We start from the raw sequence: 18,991 nt of genomic DNA, 5'->3' as shown, positions 1-18,991 counted from the left end.
GGATTATAGCACGGTCTGAAAAAGTCCTGAAAGGATGACTGTACTGGGTGGCATGGATTAACTTGTCGAGACAGGCTCTTGAAAAATCAGACGGGTGCGCTCCATGCGTGCGGTAATGGGATCGATTCCCAGCGCCAGCAAAACTTCTTCCGGGCGTGCGGTGGCGCTTTCCTTGGCTGAAAGGCGCATGGCAAGCGCGGGTAAATCTGATTCGGGCAGTGTCACCAGATGAAGCGCCTCAATTAAAGGGCGTAAGTCGTAAGACTTTTCCCGCCTGACCCGAATAATTTCTTTTTGGTTGAGCAGATTTTCGATCCGCTCGGCAATATCGGCGGGGCATCCTTCCCGGAATTTCACGAGGTATTCTGCCGAAAGTACCAGCGTTTGCAAAGCGGGATGTTGTAAGGGAATGATTTCTACCCGCTGAAGGGATAATCCGGGCGGTGCCGCTCTTTGCACTCGTATCTGTACATCCTTGGGGGGAAGCGGTTCGACCAGCCAGACATCTGCGACTTCACAAAGTGAAGTGAAGCCCAAAGGCAAAGCACTTGCCAGGTGAAAACGCGGGCGTGGGTTGAAGCCTTGAGAAAAAGCCAGGGGCAATCGAGCGCGGCGGAAGGTGCGCTCCCACACCAGCATCATATCCAGATGACTCACATAGCGCAGTTCAGCGCCGCGGGCATACCACAACCGATAGCGGGTTAATGCGCTCATGCCGTTGCTTTCTCTCTAATCGGGGTTTTTCGGCGCACTGGCGGGCATTTCCAGGCTTCGTCGGGTGTCTTGGCCCTCAGGTCATTGAAGGTTGGTAGAATCCCACAAGCATAGCAATGCCCCCGGCAGTCATCTCGCAGGGTACCGGTCAGACTGTTCTGATATTCCTGTTTCAGATACGATGGACGTACGGCGATGCTGATGTGCGACCAGGGGAGCACTTCATCGAGGTCGCGTTTACGGTGGCTGTAAAACGCCGGATCGAGGTGGCATTCTGCAAAAGCCTGAAGCCACAGGTCGAAGTTGAAATGTTCCTGCCAGGCGTCAAATTTAGCCCCCAGTTGCCAGGCGCGCAGAATCACCTGACCAATACGGCGGTCGCCACGGGATAGCCAGGCTTCGTGCAGGGTCACTTTGGGGTCTACCCAATTCAGTTTGAAACCCTGTCCGCGCAATCCTTGTTGCAGTAGGGCTTGTTTGGCTTGGATTTGCTCCATGGTGTCAGCAGAAACCCACTGAAAGGGAGTGTGTGGCTTTGGAATGAAAGTACTGACCCCGGCATGAACTTTGGCGCGCCCGCCGCAAATTCTTCTCCCTTCGCGTAAAACGGCATGACACAAGTCGATGATGGCTTGTACATCTTCCAGGGTTTCCTCGGGGTGTCCAATCATGAAATACAGTTTGATGGTTGTCCACCCATGAGCGAAAATCTCGCGGGCGGTTTCCAGAATTTGCTCATGCGGAATGAACTTGTTAATCACCCGCCGCATGCGTTCAGAGGCGGCTTCGGGCGCAAGCGTGAAACCGCCGCTGGGTTTCAGAGACTTTAACCCTTTCATCAGTTCCACCGAAAAGGATTCAATGCGCAAAGAAGGCAGGGAAACGGTGATTTTCTGATCGCCGAATTGTTGGGTAACCGCTTCCACCAGTTCCTGAATATGCGTATAGTCTGAAGATGCCAGCGAGAGTAGTCCTACTTCTTCATATCCGGTGGCTTCCAGGGCTGTCTCAATGGCTTGAAGAATTTCTTCTACCGGACGCTCTCGCACCGGGCGGGTAACCATACCGGCGTGGCAGAAGCGGCATCCCCGGGTACATCCACGCATGATTTCAATGGGAATACGGTTGTGGACGATGTCAATCGAAGGCACAATGAAACGGGTGACAGGCGGGGGTAATTGAGCCACTATTCGTTTGACGATGGGCAGGGGAGCTTCCTTTGATTTGGGAGCAATCCGTTTGACTGTTCCATCAGGATGATATTCCACCTCATACAATCGTGGAACATACATGCCGGGGATGCCTGCCAGGCTCAGCCACAAGGTCTCGCGGCTCTGCCCGCTTTGTTTCCATGCCCGATAAACCTCAATAATATCGTGAATGATTTCCTCGCCCTCTCCGATGGCGAAGGCGTCAATGAAGGGTGACATGGGTTCAGGATTGAACGCGGCATGTCCGCCGGCAATCACCAGCGGATGGCGTTCATCGCGCTCTTCTGCCAGTACAGGCAACCCTGCCAGGTCAAGGATATTTAACACATTGGTATAAAGACTTTCGTACGGCAGGGTAAACGCCAGGATGTCGAATTCCTGCAGCGGGTGTTTGCTTTCCAGCGAGTAAAGGGGCATGCCCAGCGAACGCATCTGGTTTTCCATGTCTGTCCAGGGAGCGTAAGCGCGTTCTGCCAGGGCATCTTCCCGGCGGTTGATTTCATCGTAAAGAATCGTCAAACCCAGATTGGGCAGGCCCAGGTCGTAAATATCGGGGAAGATCAGAGCAATCTTTGTTTTTACCTGTTCCCATGCCTTCACAATCTGATTCAGTTCGCCCCCGGTATAACGACCGGGTTTCTGCACTTTAAGAAGAATACGATCCAGAACGGTTTCGATTTGTTCGGGAGTCCAGATAGCCATTAAAACACTCCTTTGTACATACCGCCATCTACCGGTAACATGACACCTGTAAGGTAAGATGCTGCTGGAGAAAGCAGGAACACTGCCGCGCGGGCAAATTCTTCGGGCTGGGCAATGCGCCCAAAGGGTGATTCGAGCGCCTGCTTCGCCATTTCTTCTTCAATACGGGTCTGGTTGGCTTTCGCGCGGGCTTCCAGCAGTTCGGCAATGCGTTCCGTTTCCACCCATGCCGGCAGGATAGAGTTTACCCGGATGTTGTATTGTCCCAATTCCAGCGCCAGCGATTTGGTTAACCCTACCGTAGCGGCGCGGACTGCATTGGAAAGAATCAGGTTGGGGATGGGTTGCTTGACTGAAATCGAGGTAATGGTAAGAATAGCGGGGGATGAACTTCGCTTCAAAATTGGCAATGCCGCGCGGATGAGCCGTACATGCGCCATCAGGCACAAATCAACAGCCCGTTGCCAGTCTTCTTCGTTCAGGTCTTCAAAAGCCCCGGGCTTTGGACCGCCAGTATTGGTGACCAGCAAATCCAGTCCGCCAAAGCGTTCGACGGTGCGTTGTACCAGGGCTGAGGGAAATTCTGCATTGGTAACATCTCCGGCAATAGCCAGTACTTCCGATCCGCTTTCGCGGGAAATTTGCTCGGCGGCGCGGTTCAAACGCTCGGAATTACGGCTGTTGATAACAACCTGCGCGCCTTCCTGCGCCAACAGGCGGGCGGTGGCAAAGCCCAAGCCGCGGCTTGCGCCGGTTACCACTGCAATTTTTCCCCGAAGACCCAAATCCATGCGTTCCCTCTATATCAATTCAATGTGATGATCCAGTACTTCAATATCCAAAAAGTGGTCGTGAACATCTTCCAGCGCTTTTTGGAGCAGACGTTGTACCTGTACGCGATCGTTGCTCAATGCGGCGCAGGCGAGCAGGGCTTCCTGCCAGTGATCCTGCAGGTCCATTTCGGCGGCAGAGACGTTAAACTCGCGGTGTAAACGTGCCAGCACGGGTTTGATGCGCCCGCGTTTTTCTTTGAGCGAGGTGCACCCCGGCAGACGAATGTGAATGGACAATACACCTACGGGCATAATTTCACCTGATTTTATCCAGTTTAATCATACCCCCAAAGGTTGGACTGCGTCAATTGATTGGACAAAACGCTCCATATTTAAGGGGATTACGAATCAATGAACTCAGTCTCAATGTTTTCGGCGCTTACCCCCTCGCTGTTGGATGAGAGTTCAATTTCGCCGAAAAGTTCCTGTTGGGTGGCTTGAATGATGTGGCGCTTGACCAGTTCCAGCATGGCAAGGAACGTCACCACCCATTCCAAACGGTCGTTTCGAATAGAAATCAGCGAGCGGAAGGTGGTCTTGCCTGCTTTTTTCAGGCGCTCCAGAATATTTTGAATCTTCTCGCGGATGGTAATGCGTGGTTTGGAAACCACCTTGCTCAAGGCAGGCAGGTCGGGCTGACTGATAAAAATCCCGCGCGCGGCTTGTACCAGGTCTTCCAGGGAAACGCCGCTCAGGTCCAGTTTGGCTTCCACTTTAACAGAAGGCTGACTCAAACGCAGGTAGGTGCGCAAATTTCTGGCTTCGCGGTCACCAAGAATTTCTGCCAGTTCTTTGAAGCGCTTGTAAATGATTAACTGGCGTGCCAGGGCTTCGCCGGGATTTTCCTCCTCGCTGGTGTGGGATTCTACAGTAGGACGGGGGAGTAATGCGGCAGATTTAATTTGCACCAGTCTTGCGGCAATCACCAGAAACGCGGAAACTTCTGCGGCATCCCGGTCTTCCAGTTGGCTCAGGTAAGCGAGATACTGGTCGGTCACCTGCGCAAGCGCCAGGGTGGTGATGTCCAGTTCGGCGCGCTCGATTAATTCCAGCAGAAGGTCCAGCGGACCTTCATATACAGGGGTTTGTACCCGATACCCTTCTGTCTGAAAACCTGCTACCTGAAAACTCACGAGGGGTATTATAGCAGATAGACGGGTATCTGAGAAAACTCGGTTATAATACCCCCTGATACAAAAACCTCTTCAAGGTGTGCATTTCTCAGTGGATAAAGGCGGTCTTACCCATATAGATGAAAGCGGTTCGGCGCACATGGTGGATGTGAGCGGCAAGCCAGACACCGAACGTACTGCCATTGCCCGTGGAGAGGTGGTTTTACGTCCCGAAACCCTGGCACTTATCCGTCAAGGGCTGATGAAGAAAGGGGATGTGCTGGGCGTAGCACAAATTGCCGGTATTTTGGGGGCAAAAAAGACTAGCGAGTTAATTCCGCTGTGTCATCCCTTGCCTCTGCATCAGGTGGATGTAAAACTGGAATTGGATGATGCCCTTCCGGGAGTCCGTATTACAGCCCTGGCACGTACCACCGGAAAAACCGGTGTGGAAATGGAAGCCCTCACTGCGGTAGCCGTTGCCGCTTTGACGGTGTATGATATGGTCAAAGCCGTGGAAAAAGGGGCGCGCATCCACAATATCCGTTTGGTGGAAAAACATGGCGGCTTGAGCGGAGACGTGATTAACGAGGAAGCATGAAGGTTGTTGTCTTAATGTTTGCTTCGCTGAAAGAACGGGCAGGTTTTTCCCGTAAAGAATTAGAACTGCCGGCGGAAAGCCGTGTTCGCGATCTCAAGCAACTGCTGAGTCAATCGTTACCCAACCTGGCGGGAACAATGGAAAATGTGATTGTGGCGGTGAATCGGCAGTTCGCTTTCGACGAGGATCTTATTCCCGATCAGGCTGAGGTGGCTCTGTTCCCGCCGGTAAGCGGGGGAGCAGAGTTTCCTACGATAGTGAGGGTGACCACGGACGTGCTGGATTTGGATGACCTTCTTGCGCGGATTACCCTGCCCACCACTGGCGCGGCGTGTTTCTTTACCGGGATGGTGCGGGCAAAAACCGAACGGGGTGCCCCCCACGAGACGGTGCGGTTAGAGTACGAAGCCTATGTGCCCATGGCGGAAGCCAAAATGAGGCAGGTGGCGGAGGAAATCCGCCAGCGCTGGCCCTCAGTCGAGGGTATCGCCATCGTTCAGCGTATTGGCTTGCTGGATGCAGGTACACCCACCGTGTTGATTGCCTGCACGGCGGCACATCGTGATACCGGCGTTTTTGAGGCGGCACGTTACGGTATTGACCGTCTGAAGGAAATTGTTCCAATCTGGAAGAAAGAGATTGGCCCACATGGCGAAGTTTGGGTTGAAGGGGAATACCACCCGAAACGGGGTGATTAAAAAAATTCTGAACAGATGGAGAACTGAGGGATCGCAAACCGCCGGGATAGAAGGTGGTCGTCCGGGCGGTTTGCGTTCCTCCGGTTCCGGGGAGGAAAAACCGGTGAACGAGAATGCTCTGGCAGAATCGCCACAGGAATTTGCCAACCGTTTAGGTCTTTCATTTAAGAGTTTCTTCCTGTTGAGTCGCGCGTTGACCCATCGCTCATATCTCAATGAGCACCCCGAAGCCATTGAAGACAACGAACGCCTGGAATTTTTGGGAGATGCAGTACTGGATTTCGTTGTCGGCGCGTGGCTGTACAATCGCTATCCCGATATGCCTGAGGGGGATTTAACCCGTATGCGTTCGGTGCTGGTTTCCACCGAGCAGTTGTCGGAGTTTGCCCGCAAGGTGGACCTGGGACGGGCCTTGCGCTTGGGCAAAGGCGAAACGCAGGCGGGTGGACGAGACCGCCCGGCGTTATTATGCGACGCTTTTGAAGCCGTCATTGGAGCTATTTACCTCGATTCTGGTATTGAGGGGGTGCGCCGCTTTATTGAGCCTATGCTGGAAAAAGCGGCGGATGAAATCCTTGCCCGGCAAACCATTGAAGACCCCAAGAGCATGTTGCAGGAATGGGCGCAGGGACAGGGTTTTCAGGCACCGCGCTACATTGTCCGTTCGTCCAGCGGTCCAGAGCATTCCAAACAGTTTGAGGTGGATGTGCTGATTAACGGGCAGATTTACGGCTCGGGGATTGGGTCGAGCAAGCAAGCCGCGACCAAAGCCGCCGCCGCTGATGCGCTCAAACGCCTTGGTTTGCTGGAAGAATGAAATCCCATTCTGGATAGGGGATGAAGTCATAACATTATGCCTTTACTGAAATCGCTGGAACTGCATGGGTATAAAACCTTTGCCAGCCGTACCCTCTTCGAGTTTCCCGGTATGGTCACCGCGATTGTGGGGCCTAACGGCTCGGGAAAGTCCAATATTGCCGATGCTGTGCGTTGGGTGTTGGGAGAACAATCTTTCAGTCTGTTGCGGGGACGCAAGACCGAGGACATGATTTTCTCTGGCTCGGAGTTGCGCCCGCGCGCGGGGATGGCTTCGGCGTCTATCCTGTTTGACAATGAGAGCGGCTGGTTGCCCATCGATTATTCTGAAGTGCTGATTACCCGCCGCGCTTACCGCGATGGCTCCAACGAGTATCTTCTGAATGGGCAGCGGGTTCGTCTGAAAGAAATCAACGAATTACTGGCGCAATCCGGTCTGGCGGAGCGCACCTATACCATCATCGGGCAAGGATTGGTGGATGCGGCTCTCTCGCTCAAGCCGGAGGAACGCCGGCGATTTTTCGAGGAAGCCGCAGGCATTGGGCTTTACCGCAGTCGCCGGGAAGAAGCCCTGCACCGCTTGGATACTACCCGGCGCAATCTGGAGCGTGTGCTGGATATCCTCTCTGAACTGGAACCGCGCCTTCACAGTTTGGAAAAACAAGCCAAACGTGCAATGGAGTACGAACAAATCCGTGCCGATTTGCGCTTGCTTTTACGGGACTGGTATGGGTATCACTGGCATCGCGTTCAGCGGGAACTGACTCTGGCGCGCGAAGCCCTGCTGGCTCAGGAAGAGCGCTTCCAGCAAGCCCGCGATCACCTTCTCGAGGAAGAACAGCGCAGTGTGGAGATCCGTCAGCGTTTGAACGAACTGCGCGAAAGCCTGGGGGTGCTTCATCGTCAGTCTGCCGAAGCCCATGCCCGCTGGGAGGAAGTCAGCAAGCGCATGGCAGTGCTGGAAGAACGTCAGCGAGCCCTTGTGGATCAGCGTCAGCGCACGCAAAATGACCTCGAACGCATGGCGGAAGAAAATCAGGCGCGGCTGGACAAGCGCCAAACCCTGGAAGAGGAAATCCAGCGCCTTCTGGAAGAGCAGAAAGAAGCCGAAGAACGCCTGCGCGATGCCCGCAAGGCGCTGGAAGCCCGTCAGGCGGAGCGCAGTAAACTGGAAGCCCAACTGCGCGATGCCCGCCGTCTGCAAACGCAATCTGAAACCCGCCAGGTGCAGGTGCGCGCACATCACACTGAACTGTTGCATCGCATCGAGAACCTGCAGAGCAGTGTGCAATCCCTTCAGCAAGCACTAAAGCGCGAGCAGGAAGACTTACAGCGTGCCCAGAGCCGCCATGCTCAATGGGAACGCAACCGCACGCAGGCAGAAGATACCTGGAAGAAACTCGAAGAAACTCTGCGCACGCATCAACAGACTCTGCGCACACGTGAAGAAGAGCGCCGGGCTTTACAGGAAGAACGCAATCGTCTGGAAGCCGAAGCCACACGTCTGCGCGCTCAACTGGAAGTGCTGGAACAGGCGGAACGCAGTTATTCCGGTTTAGCCGAAGGCGCGCGCTTCCTGCTTCAGGAAGCACGCCAGAAACGCCTGCAAGGGACGTATCAGGCGTTGAGCAGTCATCTCATTGTCCCTGCGGAATACGAGCAAGCCGTTGCCGCCGCGCTGGGCGAACTGGTCAATGCCGTGCTGGTGGAAGGTACGGGGGATCTGGATGCCGCCCTTACCGCTTTGCTTCAAGGGGAAAAAGGGCGCGCGGTGCTTGTTCCGCTGGAACGCGCCCGGGTGGGGGAAAGTCTGCAGGCGGCGGAGAGTGAACCCGGCGTGATTGGAATTGCCTCGCGCCTGGTGCGGGTGATGCCCGCTTTGCAGGCAGTGGTAGATCTCTTGCTCGGTCAGGTGTTGCTGGTGGAGAACCGCACTGTCGCTCAGCGGATGGTGGAGAGCCTTCCACCGCAAGCCCGTGTGGTCACTCTGCAGGGAGAAGTCTTCCTGGGCAACGGCATCATCATCGCCGGGCGCGAATCCAAAAATGCCAGTACGCCCATCGGACGCGCTCGCCGATTGCAGGAACTGCGCTCGGCGCTGGAAGAGAAACAAACCCACCTCGAACGGGTGCAATCCGAACTGCACGCTCTGGAAAGCGAGATTGCCCGCCTGCGCGAGCAGGAAAAGGAACAGGAGAAGCAGGTGCGCGAAGCCCAACAGGCACTGACCCGCGCAACCCAGAGCCTGCAACAAGCCGCGCTGGAAGTAGAACAGGTCAAACAGCGGCAGGAATACCAGAAAAAGCAATTAGCTGGACTGGAAGCGCAGATTGAGAAAGCCCAGACTGAAGCCGCACAGGAAGCCCATGCCCTGCAGGAAATTGGCAGGACGGTGGAGCAAACCGCCGAGCAGGTGCGCCTGCTGAATCGTTCTCTCTCCGGACTGCCTCTGGAAGAACTGCAATCCGAGGTGGCTCACTGGAACACCCGTCTGGCGGTGACTCAGCGCGCGGTGAACGAAGCCCAGCGGCGTTTGGAAGAACATAAACAGGCAGAGGAAAGCGCTCGCCGACAGCACGACGCCCTGATTCAGCGCCTGGCAGAGATGGAAGCCAGCCTGAATGAACTGGACGCTGAAAAAGCCCAGGTGCAGGAACAATCTGCCGAAATTCACACCCGCATTGAAGCCCTGCGCCTGCAGATTGAACCCGCCGAAGCCCATGTACGTCAACTGGAACAGGAAGCCGCCGAACAGCAAAACCGCCTGATTGCCGCCCAGCAGGCTACGGCAGTGGCGGAACGGCATGTGAATCAGGCGCAACTGGAACTCTCCCGACAGCGCGAGGCGCTGGACTCCCTGCGCCGTAAGGTGGAAGATGATTTCGGTATCGTTGCCTTCGAGTACCAGGGAGAAGCCGGGCAGGCGCCACTGCCGCTGGAAGGTATGGTGGAACAACTGCCACGCCTGACTGAACTGCCCGCTGAACTGGAAGAGAATATTAACCGCCAGCGTGCGCTGTTGCGCCGCATGGGACCCATCAATCCTGAAGTCGCCAGCGAGTACCGCGCGGTCAAGGAACGCTACGACTTCCTCAAACAGCAGGTGACAGACCTGCACAAAGCCGATGAAGACCTGCGCAAGGTGATTGCCGAACTGGACGAACTGATGAAACGCGAGTTCCGCAAGACCTTCGATGCCGTTGCATACGAGTTCCGACACATGTTCACCCGCCTGTTCGGGGGCGGCACTGCTCGCCTGATTCTTACCGAAGGCGAAAGCACCGCCGACATGGGCATTGACATTGAAGCCCGCCTGCCCGGGCGCCGCGATCAGGGGCTTTCTCTGCTTTCTGGCGGTGAGCGCAGTTTGACCGCCGTGGCACTGATTTTCTCCCTGCTTAAGGTCTCGCCTACGCCTTTCTGCATCATGGATGAGGTGGACGCCATGCTCGATGAAGCCAACGTGGGGCGCTTCCGCGATTTGCTTCTCGAACTGGCGCAGAAGACGCAGTTTATCCTCATCACCCACAACCGCAATACTGTACAGGCGGCAAACGTGATTTACGGCGTCACCATGGGACGCGACTCTGCCAGCCAGGTGATTAGCCTGCGTCTGGACGAACTCAGCGAGGAAATGGTCAAGTAAATAAAAAGGCTGTCCTGCGAAAGGACAGCCTTTTGAGTAAACTGGTTGTCTTTATTGCCCGGTAGAAGGCAGGGCAACCGGTGTGATGGCGGGTACGCTGGGGGCTACTTCCATCCACAAGTCAAAGGTTTTGACCGTGTCTGCGGATTTGGCTTGCGTCAGCCACTCATCGTATGCCGCCTGCTTCTTCTGGTTGAATTCGCTGTCGGTCAGCGGACGTACCTCGCGCCCCAGCAACTGGATAATGTGATAGCCAAAGGTGGTCTGCACCGGCTGGCTGATTTCCCCCACCTTGAGAGCATAGACGGCGTCCTCAAACTCTTTGACCATGGTACCTTTGCCAAACCAACCCAGGTCGCCGCCTTTGTTGGCGTTACTGGTGTCTTTGGAGTACTCTGCCGCCAGTTTCACCCAGTCCTCACCCTTGTTGAGGCGATCCAGCACCTCTTTGGCGGTTTCCTCGGTTTCCACCAGGATGTGGCGCGCCCACACCTTTTCTTCTTCGCGTGGCAGGTCGGCGCTCAGCGCATCTGCCAGTTTGCGCTTCAGAATCAGGCGCTTGATGTAATCCCGCAGGTGGGCTTCGTCATATCCGTACACCTGTACCTTGGCGAGGAAGTCGCTGTAGGTTTGCTTGTAACCTTCCAGTGTATAGGGGGTCGCTGTGGGCAGAGGGGTGGGGGAAGCCGTTGCCGTGGGGGTAGGACCTTCCGGGGTGGGCGTGGCGGTGGGCTGCGGCGTGGGGGTGACCTCCGGGGTTGGCGTTGCCGGTTCGGGCGTGGCGGTAGGCTCAGGCGTGTCTGTCGGCGGCAGCCAGGTCAACTGCTGGGTGGTGAGGGTGGCGGTGGCGAACGGCGTGGCGGTGAGGGTGGGGGTAGGCGTGCCGTTGATGTAGAAGCCAAAGGCTTCCTGCATCTCTTTGTCAATTTCCTCTTCGCTCACGGTGATGCCGCGTTTGGCGGCTTCCTGCGCCACCAGGGCATCTTCAATCATCGCATCCAGCACCTGCTTGCCGATGGTCTGCGGGTCAGCCAGCGAGGTTTCCAGTTCCTGCAGATACGAACCGTAGAACTGCACCAGCAGAGGGTTGCTGGCAAGGTTGTTGTACTGCTGAACCTGGAGGTAACGCCAGAACTTGGCTTCGGTCTGGAATTCCTTGACGGTAATCTTTTCATTGCCTACCTGGGCGACGGCACGGTTCTGCTTGAGCACGGATTGGTCAAGAATGCCGTACACGATCAAGCCGATGACCGCAATCAGCACAATGGCTGTGCCGAGCAGTAAGTAGCGCCTCTGCAGCTGTTCCCGTTCAATGCGGGCAAGGTGTTTCTTGTTGGTAATGACCTTCTTCTCGGGTTGCTTTGCCATGGATACCTCAATACAAAAATAGGGCAAGGGTCGGCGTGACCCCTGCCCCGGGATGGAAGAGTCTAGGCTTTACTCCTGTTCATCCGATGCCACGAAGGGCAGGAACGCCAGATGGCGGGCGCGTTTGATGGCGGTTGCCAGTTCGCGCTGATGCTTGGCGCAGGTGCCGGTTTGGCGGCGCGGGCGAATCTTGCCCTCTTCGGTGACGTAGCGGCGCAGTAAATCCACCGCTTTGTAGTCAATTTTAATGTTCTTATCCACGCAGAACTGGCAGATTTTCGGGCGCGCCACGTAGCGCCGCATCTGCGGTTGTTCCATATCCATCATCATTTCATCGCTCATGGGTCTTACTCCATTTTAGAAGGGATATTCTTCATCAGTTTCTTCTTCTTCGGAGAGGGCTGTTTCCACGGCTTGATTGACGTCACGGCGGTCTCCCAGCATCATCATCTCGCTGGCAACGATTTCCACCGTCACGTGCTTGACGCCTTCGCTGTCTTCCCAGCGGCGCGTTTGCAGACGCCCCTCGACGTACACCTGCTGACCTTTGGCAAGGTACTGTTTGCAGATTTCCGCCAGTTGACCCCAGGCAACCACATTGAACCATTCGGTTTCGGTGTGGCGTTCGCCGTCCACCGAATTCCAGGTGCGGCTGGTTGCCACGGGAAACGTGGTCACCGGTTTGCCGGAGGGCGTATAGCGCATTTCCGGGTCGCGTCCCAGATGACCAATGATCATCACTTTGTTCAGTCCCCGACTCATACAACTACCTCTTTTGAATCAGTCCTCTCCCACTCCGCTGGCTTATCCGATGGCTGTAATCAGATAGCGCAAGACGGGTTCGGTCAGGCGCAGATTGGTGGACAGTTCGTTGACGAACGCGGGAGGCATGGCGACCTGCATATAGACGTAATTGCCCTCACGCTGTTTGCGGATGCTGTACGCCATCGTTCGCTTGCCCCAGACGTCGGTTTTTTCCACCGTGCCGCCTGCTCCGGTAATCCATCCCTGCACCTTCTCAATGAGGGCAGTGCTGGCGGTTTCATCCAGTTCAGGATGGATAATAAAGATAACCTCGTAGTTACGCATGTGTTGGAAATCCTCCTTTCCTCGGGTTTGCCCTCCCTCACAACCGTAGGCGCGGAGAGGGCGGAAAGTAACAACGCGGTTTGCAGGGCGCAATTGTATCACAGAATCGCAAATTTGAAAAATTGACTTCTTTCATTTTGTGTTTTACCCGTTCAGCCACACGGTCATTTGGGAGGGACCGCGGTTGCCCCACAGAAAGTAGGGGATGAGGGTGAGCGGGTTACCGCGCTCGTCCCTGCCCTGAATCTGGATGATGCGCCCGAGAACCGAGTCTTCCCACACCGGTTCGAGCGAGTCCGGCTCAAGGTGCAGGCGGAAGAGGTCCAGCCCGGGATGGTCCAGGCTTTCGGCGCAGTACACCAGCGGACCGCGCGTCACCGCCACTTTGCCGCGCCGCGAGCGCAGGCGCGGGGCGGCATGCCGCAGGCGGATGGGCAGGTCAAAGCGCAGTTCCAGGGTGTCACCTTCCGCCCAGGGTTGGGAGAGGGGCAGGAAGACCGCCTGGCGCGGGTCGTATCCGTCGGCGGGAGGCTCGCCGTCCTGTTGGGGTTGGGGAATCTGCAGGAAGAGCGGTTGACCGTTGAGAGTCAGGCGCGGATTCTCCGCCCAGGAGGGCAGGCGCAGGAGAATCTCCAGCGGAGCGGGCTGGTCGGGGTCAAGCACTTCCCAGCGGCGCAGACGCAGGACCACGTGTCCGTGCCAGGGCAGTTGCGAGTCCATTTGCAGGGAGAGGCGCACGCGGTTGCCGTTGGCGCAGGGGATTTCCTGGGCGGGCAGGTCGCTGGAAAGGTACTGGTGCACGTACAGCCGCCCCGGCTTGGCAGAGTAGAGGTAGTCGCCCAGCCAGGCAAAGGTGCGCGAGAGGTTGGAAGGACAGCAGGGCACGGCGTACCAGGGGCGGCGCTCCACCCCGCCGCGGCAGGTCAGCGGGTTGTTGTAGAGGTAGGTGGTGCCGTCCAGTCCCATGCCCACGCTGGCGGCGTTGTACAACTGCCACTCAAACAGCTCGCTGTAGCGGGCTTTGCCGGTAATTTGCGCCAGTTCCCAATTCCAGAACATGCTTGCCAGTGCGGCGCAGGTTTCGGCGTATGCCAGTTCGGGGTCGAGTTCGTCGTCCCTGCCAAAGCCCTCAATGCCCGGCACTGCGCCCAGTCCGCCAGTGAGGTACATGCGCCGCAGGACCATGCGCTCCCAGGCTTGTTCCTGCACTTCCAGCCAGCGTTCATCGCCGGTCAGGCGCATCCAGCGCGCCGCCGCCGTCTGCAGGTAGCCGAAGCGCACGGCATGTCCCACCGGCACGGTCTGTTTTTCCAGGGGAGCGTGCTGTTGGAAGTACTTGCCCGAGAGCGCGCTCAGGTACCAGCGCAGGGTGGTGTTCCAGGGCTTTTTGGACACGTTTCCCGGCGGCAGGACATAGGGGTGGGCGTCTGGATGTGCGGCGCGGTAGGCTTGCCGCTTCTCTTGCACCAGGCGGGCGCGGCGGTTGACGCTGGTATTCTGGGCGAAAAGCGCCAGTCCAAAGAAGGGAGCCCGCCCACGGCGTTCCAGGAAGGATTGTGCCATCTCCAGATAGGCGCGCTCGCCGGTGACTTCGTAGAGGCGCAGGAGCGCCAGTTCAATCTCTTCGTGTCCGCAGGTGTGCAGGGCTCCCTTGTCGCGGAAGTCGGCAACGATGCGGTCAGCGGCGCGGCGGGCAATTTCCAGCATAGTGGTCTTGCCGGTTGCCAGATAGTGCGATACCCCTGCCTCAATCAGGTGCCCGTGGCAGTACAGTTCATGTTCGATTTGCAAATTTTTCCAGCGCGTGCCGGGGAAGAAAATCTGGTTGTAGGTGAAGAGGTAACCGTCGGGCATTTGGGCGCGTCCCAGCAGGGCGATGAATCCGTCCACCAGTTCTTCCAGTTTGCCGTCAGGGTGATGCTGAAGAATGCGGGCGGCGGCTTCCAGCCATTTGTAGGCGTCCGAATCGGCGAAAAACCAGCCCTCATGCACCCCCTCGGATTCTCCGGCGGCAATGCGGAAGTTGTGGATGCATCCGGAGGCTTGCAACTGCTCCCACTGGTGATAGATGGCTTGATGGGCGTTGACTTCCAGCCGTTCGTGCCAGAATCCGCGGGTGATGACAGCGCCTTTCATCATTTTTCCTCCACAGCACAGGGAATTGCTTTAATCTTATACCGGAATTATCTGAGGGAGGGTTGGAAATGCCTCGCAAAAGGTTGCACGCTGGCTATCGCTGCGGCGGGGATGGGGGTATGATGGAAGTACTGAAAAACAAGAGAGGGATGAAACATGGAACATACACCCGTAACCTTGCCGCCATGGGCGCAAAAAGCCCAATTCATTAACCTGACCACTTTTCGGCGCAACGGGCAGGCCGTGCCTACGCCGGTGTGGTTTGTAGCCCATGAAGGGCGTCTGTACGTGATGACCAATATTCAATCGGGCAAAGCCAAGCGCATCCGCGCCACCGGTAAAGCCAGGGTGGCGCCCAGCGATGTGCACGGCAATCCGCTGGGAGAGTTTGTCGAAGTCCGCGCCCGACCTGTGGAGGACGAATCCCTGCGCCGGGCGCTGGATGCGGCTTTTGACCGTAAATATGGCATCCAGCGCAAAATCATTTCTCTGGTTGCCAATCTGCGCGCCCGCCAGACCGGCGCCCCCATGTACTTCATCGAATTGGAACTGCTGGACACGCCCCGCTGAGAAAAATCCTACCCTGCTTCCAAAATCCTCTTCTCAATTCGCGGGTAGAATGATACCGGAAAATAATTTGAGGAGGGTATCATGCAGGTTGAACTTACTCAGCCGGGGGTTTTGCTCAATCCCGATGGAAATCTTGCGCAGGTTGGTTGGTCGCGTCAACCCCTGCTGGACTGCAATTTGGAGCAGGCTCGCTTCTACGCGTTGAAACCTCTCCAGCGTTTTCGCCTGAAGCGCTGGGATTACTACGCTGTGTTTACCCCTCGGCGCTTCTTCTCCGCTACCATTGCCGACCTGGGTTATGCCGGTAACCTGTTCGTCTATACCCTGGATTTTGAGACCGGCGAGTTGCACGAAGAGGGCATCGTTGTGCCGCTGGCGCGGGGTGTTTCTCTGCCGCGCAACAGCACCGAGGGAGTCAGCGCCTTTGCCGATGACCGCCTGCAGATGACCTTTGAAGTCCTGCCCAACGAACGGCGGGTGAAGGTGAACTGGGGGGCTTTCCATGAGGGGCGTGGCATCCATGCCGATATCCGTCTGCAGTGCCTGCCGGAGTACGAGTCCATGAATATCGTCATCCCCATCGGCAGGCGGCGCTTTTACTTCAACCGCAAGATTAACTGCCTGCCGGCGGAGGGCATCCTGCGCTACGGCGGAGTCAGCGAGACGCTCGATCCGCACATCTGCCTGGGGTCACTGGACTGGGGTTGCGGGGTGTGGGAGTACCGCTCGTACTGGAACTGGGCATCCGCGTCAGGCTTTCTGCCGGATGGACGCACGGTGGGGCTAAATCTGGGTTGTGGCTTTGGCGATCTCTCCCGCGCCGACGAAAACGCCCTGATTTTGCAGAACCGCATCCATAAACTGGAAGGGGTGCGTTTTGAATACACTTCAGGCGATTACATGAAGCCGTGGCGTTTCCGTGATGCGCAGGGGCGGCTGGATCTGGTGTTTACCCCATTCAAGGAACGGGTTGCCCGTACCAACCTGGGCATCATCTTCAGTGAAGTGCATCAGATGTTCGGGCGTTATCAGGGCAAAGCCGTCACCGATGATGGCGAGGAAGTCCTCATTCACGATCTTATCGGCTTTGCCGAGGAACACCACGCCCGCTGGTGAAGGGTATCTTACGACACCCATTTGACGAACTCTGCTCCAAGTTGTTGACAGCGGTTGAACAACCGCTGATCGGCAGTGTAAAAATCTGCCTGCATACGCTCAGCGAGGGCAAGGTACATGGCATCATAAACGGCAAGTTGCCCAAGACGTTCTGCCCAGTGATATGCCTGAATGCACAGGTCAGGGTCTTCGCTGACCTTTTCAATAGGTAATGCTAACACCGCTTGCAGGGCAAGCAGGGCGGTTTCCGTCGAGACACTCCCCATAACCATGCTTTTGCGAATACCGGTGGTCACTTCAGATACCCACAATTGGGGAACATACACAGGAATATTTCGCTCAGCCAACGTTTCCAGCAGGTTCAACGCCTGTTCGTGTTTTGAAGAGGGGATGATTGCGTAGATTGCCAGATTGGCGTCAATCACTGCCGATCTCACGAGTGCGTTCCTCTCTTTCTTCAACAATTAACTGGGCTACATCGATTTCCAGCGGTTTACCGACTCGTTCCTGCAGGATACGCTCAGCAATTTGTTGTAAAGCGCGTACCTGTTCCAGTTTGGTCGCTTGTAGTTTTTCTCTCTGATTGAGGGCAATTTCCAGCAGGTCACGGGTTACATCGGAAATGCTGCGATTTTCCTGTTCGGCAATCTTTCGGAGACGGCGGTGCAGGTCGGGCTGGAGTAATAACTGGGCGCGAACCATTCGCTCTCTCATGTTTGCGCACTCCTTTTCTTTTATATTACATCTACACATGTGTTTGTGTCAATATTGAAAATTGAGAATAAAGAGGCGACGATGGGATTTGAACCCATGATCAGGGTTTTGCAGACCCTTGCCTCGTGTCCCTCGATGGGGTGCCACCTGGCGATTAAAAACGAAGAGGCGACGATGGGATTTGAACCCATGATCAGGGTTTTGCAGACCCTTGCCTCGTGTCCCTCGATGGGGTGCCACCTGGCGATTAAAAAAACGAAGAGGCGACGATGGGATTTGAACCCATGATCAGGGTTTTGCAGACCCTTGCCTCGTGTCCCTCGATGGGGTGCCGCCTGGCGATTAAAAACGAAGAGGCGACGATGGGATTTGAACCCATGATCAGGGTTTTGCAGACCCTTGCCTCGTGTCCCTCGATGGGGTGCCACCTGGCGATTAAAAACGAAGAGGCGACGATGGGATTTGAACCCATGATCAGGGTTTTGCAGACCCTTGCCTTGCCACTTGGCCACGTCGCCTGATAAAAAGCCGCCTTGATTCTGGCGGCTCAGAGCGGGCGATGGGACTCGAACCCACGACCTCTTCCTTGGCAAGGAAGCATTCTACCAACTGAACCACGCCCGCATGTCTGTTGTGTGCGTATTTATACCCGAACTCTTTTTTCTCGTCAAGTCCCTGAAGAATACAAATTTCAACTCTTTTTGACTTTAGCGGAGTTTTCATTCTATGCTAAACTGAATCTGGTTTTCCCCATTTTCTTTTACAGGATGAGAAATATGAAACCCAATCCTCTGCTGAAAAAACTGGGCTTTTCGGATTCGGATCGCGTGGTGTTGATTCATGCTGATGATGTCGGTATGTGCCAGGCAAGCGTGCAAGCCTTTGCCGATTTGACAGCCTTTGGGCTGGTTTCCTGTGGAGCGGTGATGGTGCCCTGTTCCTGGGCGCCGCTGGCGGGTGCGTATGCCCGGGAGCATCCTGAAGCCGATTTGGGTGTACACCTGACCCTGACCAGCGAGTGGCAGAATTACCGCTGGGGTCCTCTATCCACCCGGGATCCGCGTTCGGGCTTGCTGGATGAAGAGGGTTACTTCCCTCGTACGGTGGAGCCGGTGCAGGCGAAGGGCAATCCCCGGGCTGTCCGGCGGGAAATTGAAGTGCAACTGGAACATGCCCGGCGATTGGGGATAAATCCTTCTCATGTGGATACTCACATGGGTACAGTTATTCATCCCAAATTTCTGGACGCCTACATTGGCACGGCGCGCAAGAATCGCCTGCCGGCGATGATTGTGCGCCAGGACGAAGCCTCTCTGCGGCAAATGGGCTTGAATGCCCTCACGGCAAAGATTGCCGCCCGCTGGATTGAGCGTCTGGAGCGCGAAGGCTTCCCCATGCTTGATGATATTGTGATGATGCCGCTGGGTCAGTGGGAAAACCGCCTGGAAGTGGCTAAGGAAGTCTTTAAAGCCGTAAAGCCGGGGTTGACCCACTTCATCATCCATCCAGCGGTTGATTCGCCTGAGATTCGCGCGATTGCTCCTGACTGGCGGGCACGTGTGGCAGACTGGCAGGTGTTCCAGAGTCAGGAACTGCGCCAATTCCTGCAAGCCGAAGGCATCCAGATCATTGGCTATCGTGCCATCCAGTCCTTGATGAGGTAAC

19 protein-coding genes, 3 tRNA genes and 1 pseudogene are annotated in these 18,991 nt (G+C 56.2%); 7 read left to right on the top strand and 16 right to left on the bottom strand.

Annotation, left to right across the window (positions count from 1 at the left end; translation table 11 throughout):
- Window positions 1–57: 57 nt before the first annotated feature.
- From ANT_RS17130 to ANT_RS11230, 5 genes are all read right to left on the bottom strand, one after another.
- Window positions 58–714, bottom strand: coding sequence for a TIGR03936 family radical SAM-associated protein (locus tag ANT_RS17130; RefSeq protein WP_013560647.1), 657 nt, complete (start codon window positions 712–714; stop codon window positions 58–60).
- Window positions 711–2,627: a TIGR03960 family B12-binding radical SAM protein gene (locus ANT_RS11245; protein WP_013560646.1), complete on the bottom strand. Its 1,917-nt coding sequence runs from the start codon at window positions 2,625–2,627 to the stop codon at window positions 711–713. Before ANT_RS11245 ends, ANT_RS17130 begins: the two co-directional genes overlap by 4 nt.
- Window positions 2,627–3,418, bottom strand: coding sequence for an SDR family oxidoreductase (locus tag ANT_RS11240; protein WP_013560645.1), 792 nt, complete (start codon window positions 3,416–3,418; stop codon window positions 2,627–2,629). The genes ANT_RS11245 and ANT_RS11240 overlap by 1 nt, the downstream gene beginning before the upstream one ends.
- Window positions 3,419–3,427: 9 nt before the next feature.
- Complete coding sequence (locus ANT_RS11235) at window positions 3,428–3,712, bottom strand: DUF503 domain-containing protein (RefSeq protein ID WP_013560644.1); 285 nt, start codon at window positions 3,710–3,712, stop codon at window positions 3,428–3,430.
- 89 nt (window positions 3,713–3,801) lie between these two features.
- Window positions 3,802–4,593 (bottom strand): segregation and condensation protein A, encoded by a 792-nt coding sequence (locus tag ANT_RS11230; protein ID WP_013560643.1) that lies wholly within the window; start codon window positions 4,591–4,593, stop codon window positions 3,802–3,804.
- Between the two features lie 91 nt (window positions 4,594–4,684).
- On the opposite strand from ANT_RS11230, the gene moaC reads away from it, so the two are divergent.
- The 4 genes from moaC to smc all read left to right on the top strand — a co-directional run bounded on the left by moaC (window position 4,685) and on the right by smc (window position 10,333).
- A complete protein-coding gene (moaC, locus tag ANT_RS11225; RefSeq protein WP_041455002.1) occupies window positions 4,685–5,173 on the top strand; it encodes a cyclic pyranopterin monophosphate synthase MoaC in 489 nt (162 codons plus the stop codon).
- Window positions 5,170–5,871 carry a molybdopterin converting factor subunit 1 gene (gene moaD, locus ANT_RS11220; RefSeq protein WP_013560641.1) on the top strand — a complete coding sequence of 234 codons (702 nt, stop codon included), beginning with the start codon at window positions 5,170–5,172 and terminating at the stop codon, window positions 5,869–5,871. Before moaC ends, moaD begins: the two co-directional genes overlap by 4 nt.
- A gap of 103 nt (window positions 5,872–5,974) precedes the next feature.
- Complete coding sequence (gene rnc, locus ANT_RS11215) at window positions 5,975–6,688, top strand: ribonuclease III (RefSeq protein WP_013560640.1); 714 nt, start codon at window positions 5,975–5,977, stop codon at window positions 6,686–6,688.
- 36 nt (window positions 6,689–6,724) lie between these two features.
- Window positions 6,725–10,333 (top strand): chromosome segregation protein SMC, encoded by a 3,609-nt coding sequence (smc, locus tag ANT_RS11210; RefSeq protein WP_013560639.1) that lies wholly within the window; start codon window positions 6,725–6,727, stop codon window positions 10,331–10,333.
- Window positions 10,334–10,384: 51 nt separating this feature from the next.
- On the opposite strand, the gene ANT_RS18145 is transcribed toward smc, so the two are convergent.
- The 6 genes and pseudogenes from ANT_RS18145 to ANT_RS11185 form a co-directional block, all read right to left on the bottom strand.
- A complete protein-coding gene (locus ANT_RS18145; RefSeq protein WP_432762673.1) occupies window positions 10,385–10,804 on the bottom strand; it encodes a peptidylprolyl isomerase in 420 nt (139 codons plus the stop codon).
- A 423-nt stretch (window positions 10,805–11,227) separates the two neighbouring features.
- Window positions 11,228–11,701, bottom strand: a pseudogene (locus tag ANT_RS18140) (SurA N-terminal domain-containing protein); the annotation flags it as partial.
- 69 nt (window positions 11,702–11,770) lie between these two features.
- A complete protein-coding gene (gene rpsR, locus ANT_RS11200) occupies window positions 11,771–12,043 on the bottom strand; it encodes a 30S ribosomal protein S18 (protein ID WP_013560637.1) in 273 nt (90 codons plus the stop codon).
- A gap of 15 nt (window positions 12,044–12,058) precedes the next feature.
- Window positions 12,059–12,463 (bottom strand): single-stranded DNA-binding protein, encoded by a 405-nt coding sequence (locus ANT_RS11195; RefSeq protein ID WP_013560636.1) that lies wholly within the window; start codon window positions 12,461–12,463, stop codon window positions 12,059–12,061.
- 42 nt (window positions 12,464–12,505) lie between these two features.
- Complete coding sequence (rpsF, locus tag ANT_RS11190) at window positions 12,506–12,790, bottom strand: 30S ribosomal protein S6 (protein WP_013560635.1); 285 nt, start codon at window positions 12,788–12,790, stop codon at window positions 12,506–12,508.
- Between the two features lie 144 nt (window positions 12,791–12,934).
- Window positions 12,935–14,929 carry a glycoside hydrolase family 127 protein gene (locus ANT_RS11185; RefSeq protein WP_013560634.1) on the bottom strand — a complete coding sequence of 665 codons (1,995 nt, stop codon included), beginning with the start codon at window positions 14,927–14,929 and terminating at the stop codon, window positions 12,935–12,937.
- A gap of 153 nt (window positions 14,930–15,082) precedes the next feature.
- Between ANT_RS11185 and ANT_RS11180 the strand changes: the two genes are divergently transcribed.
- Both ANT_RS11180 and ANT_RS11175 read left to right on the top strand, forming a co-directional pair.
- Window positions 15,083–15,496, top strand: coding sequence for a PPOX class F420-dependent oxidoreductase (locus ANT_RS11180; RefSeq protein WP_013560633.1), 414 nt, complete (start codon window positions 15,083–15,085; stop codon window positions 15,494–15,496).
- Between the two features lie 81 nt (window positions 15,497–15,577).
- Window positions 15,578–16,612, top strand: coding sequence for a DUF2804 domain-containing protein (locus ANT_RS11175; protein ID WP_013560632.1), 1,035 nt, complete (start codon window positions 15,578–15,580; stop codon window positions 16,610–16,612).
- Window positions 16,613–16,620: 8 nt separating this feature from the next.
- Here the strand turns inward: ANT_RS11175 and ANT_RS11170 are convergent, their stop codons facing one another.
- The 5 genes from ANT_RS11170 to ANT_RS11150 all read right to left on the bottom strand — a co-directional run bounded on the left by ANT_RS11170 (window position 16,621) and on the right by ANT_RS11150 (window position 17,950).
- A complete protein-coding gene (locus ANT_RS11170) occupies window positions 16,621–17,049 on the bottom strand; it encodes a type II toxin-antitoxin system VapC family toxin (RefSeq protein WP_013560631.1) in 429 nt (142 codons plus the stop codon).
- Window positions 17,030–17,326 carry a hypothetical protein gene (locus ANT_RS11165; RefSeq protein WP_155818127.1) on the bottom strand — a complete coding sequence of 99 codons (297 nt, stop codon included), beginning with the start codon at window positions 17,324–17,326 and terminating at the stop codon, window positions 17,030–17,032. The genes ANT_RS11170 and ANT_RS11165 overlap by 20 nt, the downstream gene beginning before the upstream one ends.
- 261 nt (window positions 17,327–17,587) lie before the next feature.
- Window positions 17,588–17,662: transfer RNA gene (locus ANT_RS17415), tRNA-Cys, on the bottom strand.
- Between the two features lie 111 nt (window positions 17,663–17,773).
- A tRNA-Cys gene (locus ANT_RS11155) sits at window positions 17,774–17,844 on the bottom strand.
- A 33-nt stretch (window positions 17,845–17,877) separates the two neighbouring features.
- A tRNA-Gly gene (locus ANT_RS11150) sits at window positions 17,878–17,950 on the bottom strand.
- Window positions 17,951–18,102: 152 nt separating this feature from the next.
- Between ANT_RS11150 and ANT_RS11145 the strand changes: the two genes are divergently transcribed.
- Window positions 18,103–18,990 (top strand): polysaccharide deacetylase family protein, encoded by an 888-nt coding sequence (locus tag ANT_RS11145; protein ID WP_013560629.1) that lies wholly within the window; start codon window positions 18,103–18,105, stop codon window positions 18,988–18,990.
- Window position 18,991 lies beyond the last annotated feature (1 nt).

This window comes from Anaerolinea thermophila UNI-1, assembly GCF_000199675.1.
In the GTDB taxonomy this organism is placed as follows: Bacteria; Chloroflexota; Anaerolineae; order Anaerolineales; family Anaerolineaceae; genus Anaerolinea; species Anaerolinea thermophila.
The sequence above is the reverse complement of the archived record's forward strand: the minus strand, read 5'-3'. Positions and strand labels throughout refer to the sequence as shown.

Bases quoted from the DNA above. Each gene is read 5' to 3' on its own strand.
- ANT_RS17130 (WP_013560647.1), bottom strand. From the start codon at position 714: ATGAGCGCATTAACCCGCTATCGGTTGTGGTATGCCCGCGGCGCTGAA.
- ANT_RS11245 (WP_013560646.1), bottom strand. From the start codon at position 2,627: ATGGCTATCTGGACTCCCGAACAAATCGAAACCGTTCTGGATCGTATT.
- ANT_RS11240 (WP_013560645.1), bottom strand. From the start codon at position 3,418: ATGGATTTGGGTCTTCGGGGAAAAATTGCAGTGGTAACCGGCGCAAGC.
- ANT_RS11235 (WP_013560644.1), bottom strand. From the start codon at position 3,712: ATGCCCGTAGGTGTATTGTCCATTCACATTCGTCTGCCGGGGTGCACC.
- moaD (WP_013560641.1), top strand. From the start codon at position 5,170: ATGAAGGTTGTTGTCTTAATGTTTGCTTCGCTGAAAGAACGGGCAGGT.
- smc (WP_013560639.1), top strand. From the start codon at position 6,725: ATGCCTTTACTGAAATCGCTGGAACTGCATGGGTATAAAACCTTTGCC.
- rpsR (WP_013560637.1), bottom strand. From the start codon at position 12,043: ATGAGCGATGAAATGATGATGGATATGGAACAACCGCAGATGCGGCGC.
- ANT_RS11195 (WP_013560636.1), bottom strand. From the start codon at position 12,463: ATGAGTCGGGGACTGAACAAAGTGATGATCATTGGTCATCTGGGACGC.
- rpsF (WP_013560635.1), bottom strand. From the start codon at position 12,790: ATGCGTAACTACGAGGTTATCTTTATTATCCATCCTGAACTGGATGAA.
- ANT_RS11185 (WP_013560634.1), bottom strand. From the start codon at position 14,929: ATGATGAAAGGCGCTGTCATCACCCGCGGATTCTGGCACGAACGGCTG.
- ANT_RS11180 (WP_013560633.1), top strand. From the start codon at position 15,083: ATGGAACATACACCCGTAACCTTGCCGCCATGGGCGCAAAAAGCCCAA.
- ANT_RS11175 (WP_013560632.1), top strand. From the start codon at position 15,578: ATGCAGGTTGAACTTACTCAGCCGGGGGTTTTGCTCAATCCCGATGGA.
- ANT_RS11165 (WP_155818127.1), bottom strand. From the start codon at position 17,326: ATGAGAGAGCGAATGGTTCGCGCCCAGTTATTACTCCAGCCCGACCTG.
- ANT_RS11145 (WP_013560629.1), top strand. From the start codon at position 18,103: ATGAAACCCAATCCTCTGCTGAAAAAACTGGGCTTTTCGGATTCGGAT.